The 2290-nt window shown below is 72.2% G+C and carries 4 protein-coding genes; 2 read left to right on the top strand and 2 right to left on the bottom strand.

Annotation, left to right across the window (positions count from 1 at the left end; genetic code table 11):
* On the bottom strand, window positions 1-148 hold a 148-nt coding region (locus R6V09_RS51225; RefSeq protein WP_317888267.1), incomplete at its 3' end, for a saccharopine dehydrogenase NADP-binding domain-containing protein.
* Window positions 149-248: 100 nt separating this feature from the next.
* Between R6V09_RS51225 and R6V09_RS51230 the strand changes: the two genes are divergently transcribed.
* Window positions 249-1058 carry a TetR/AcrR family transcriptional regulator gene (locus R6V09_RS51230; protein ID WP_317888265.1) on the top strand — a complete coding sequence of 270 codons (810 nt, stop codon included), beginning with the start codon at window positions 249-251 and terminating at the stop codon, window positions 1056-1058.
* On the opposite strand, the gene R6V09_RS51235 is transcribed toward R6V09_RS51230, so the two are convergent.
* Complete coding sequence (locus tag R6V09_RS51235; protein ID WP_317888268.1) at window positions 1055-1951, bottom strand: LysR family transcriptional regulator ArgP; 897 nt, start codon at window positions 1949-1951, stop codon at window positions 1055-1057. The genes R6V09_RS51230 and R6V09_RS51235 overlap by 4 nt on opposite strands.
* A 69-nt stretch (window positions 1952-2020) precedes the next feature.
* On the opposite strand from R6V09_RS51235, the gene R6V09_RS51240 reads away from it, so the two are divergent.
* Window positions 2021-2290 (top strand): LysE/ArgO family amino acid transporter (locus tag R6V09_RS51240; protein ID WP_317888266.1); only part of this gene is annotated, 270 nt, incomplete at its 3' end.

The following is a 2290-nucleotide window of genomic DNA, read 5'->3' on the forward strand; positions in this document are numbered from 1 at the left end:
CGCCCCCGTCCCCGAGCGCGGCGACCGCCGCTTCCGCGCGCGCCAGGTCGTAGTCGGCGACCACCATCGCGTCGAAGAACGGACGCCGGGCCGCGATCCGGGTGATCGCGCCACCCACGCCACCGGCTCCCACGAGCAGTACACGCATGGCAAGGACTCCTTCAGTGCCGATATCTCTCCGGAGATACAACGCCGGTCGTCCGGATAAGGTCAATGGCGTTGGCATAAGGACGGACAGGGAGGCCGAGATGCCGAAACCGGTGGTGTCCGAGGAGAAACGGCGGCGGCGCCGTCCCACCAAGAGCGGCACCGTCCTGTCCGAGCAACTGATCGTCGACACGGCCCTGCGCATGCTGCGCGAACACGGCAGCGCCGGCCTGACCGCCCGCCGCCTCGGCCTCGCCCTGGACGCCGACCCCAGCACGCTCTACCGCTACTTCCGCGGCATGGACGAACTGACCCTGGCCATCGGCGACGCCCTCGTCGGGCAGGCGCTGCGGGGCTGGAAGCCGACGGGGGAGTGGCGGGCGGACCTGCGCGCGATCGGCCTGCGCATCCACGCCGCGTACGTCGCCCACCCGCAGGCCGCCCAGCTCACGGCGAGCCGCGTCACCGGCCGGGCCAACGAACTGGCCGCCGACGAGGCCGTACTCGACGTCCTGCGCACGGCCGGCCTCCCACTGCCGGACACCGTGCGGATCTACCACGCGTTCATCGACCAGACCCTGGCCTTCGCCGCCCTGGACGCGGCGTCCCTGGCACTGCCGAGCGCGGCTCTGCGCGCCGACGAGTCGATGTGGCGCTCGACCTACGCCCGCCTGCCCCGCACCACCCATCCCCGCATCGCGGAGGCGGCACCGCTGCTGGCGACCCGCATGGTGGACAGCGCGTATCCAACGGCCCTGGAGATGCTGTTGGACAGCGTCGCCGCCCAATTGTCCCGGGTCCAGCAGCGCCCCCAAAGGGGCGCGGGCGGCGTCGATATGCGGCTCCGCCGCGTGGGCGCGACCAGCCACGATGGCGCGTCAGCCGACCAACGACCCACCCAGCTCTCCTAACGCAACGCCTCCATCGCCGTCGCCGCCACCGCGTCGGCCACCGCCGCCAACGCCGGCGAATCCAGCTTCCACTGCTGCCAGTACAGCGGTACATCGACCGCTCGCGAGGGCGCGAGGTTCACCAACTCGCCCGCACGCAGCAGCGATTCGGCCTGCATCTCCGGGACCATGCCCCACCCCAGCCCCGCGGCGACGGACTCGACGAAGCCCTCCGAGGTCGGCACGAGATGCCGTACCGCACTCGCCCCGCCCTGCCCGCGCCGCAGCCGCCGTACGAAGGTGTCCTGGAAGTCGTCCAGCCGGTCGAAGGTCACCACCGGTGCCTCGGGCAGCGCGTCCCGCAAGGGGCCGGCGAGCCATGTGTCCCTGAACTCCGGGTTCGCCACCGGGAGATAGCGCATCCGCCCCAGGGCGCGCACCGAGCAGCCCGGTACCGCGTCCGGCGACGAGGTCACCGCCGCCATGACCAGCCCCTCGCGCAGCAGGGCCGCCGTATGGTCCTCGTCCTCGCGGCGGAGTTCGAAGCAGACCGGCACGTCGCGCGGGACGCGGGTGAGGGCGCCCAGGAACCAGGTGGCGAGCGAGTCCGCGTTCACCGCGACCGACACCCGGGTCGGCTCCCCGGCCCCGCTCATGCCCAGCTCGGCGCGCGCGTCCCGCTCCAGGCGGGCCAGTTGGCGGGCGAACCGCACGACCACCTCACCGGACTCCGTGGTCCGCACCGGTTTGGTGCGCAGCAGCAGAACCCGGCCCGTGCGTTGCTCCAGGGCCTTCACCCGCTGGCTGACCGCCGAGGGCGTCACATGCAGGGCGGTGGCCGCCGCGTCGAACGTGCCTTCGTCGACCACCGCGAGCAGCGTCCGCACCTGGTCGAGGGGCAGCTCCGAAATCATCACGAGCGCTAATGTTACGTAAGAATCTTTAGCTGTACTCCTGGTGCCGGCCTCTCTAGCGTCGAGGTTGTGACCAACGCTCTGTCCGCCGCCGCCGCGGGATTCGGCACCGGCCTTTCGCTCATCGTCGCCATCGGCGCCCAGAACGCCTTCGTCCTGCGCCAGGGCATCCGCCGCGAGGCGGTCCTCGCCGTGGTCGGCATCTGCGCCCTGTCCGACGCCCTCCTCATCGCGCTCGGCGTCGGCGGGGTCGGCGCGGTGGTGGTCGCCCGGCCGGGCGCGCTCAGGGCGGTCGGCCTGATCGGTGGCGCGTTCCTGCTCGGCTATGGCGTCCTCGCC

This window comes from Streptomyces sp. W16, assembly GCF_033194735.1.
Taxonomy (GTDB): Bacteria; Actinomycetota; Actinomycetes; order Streptomycetales; family Streptomycetaceae; genus Streptomyces.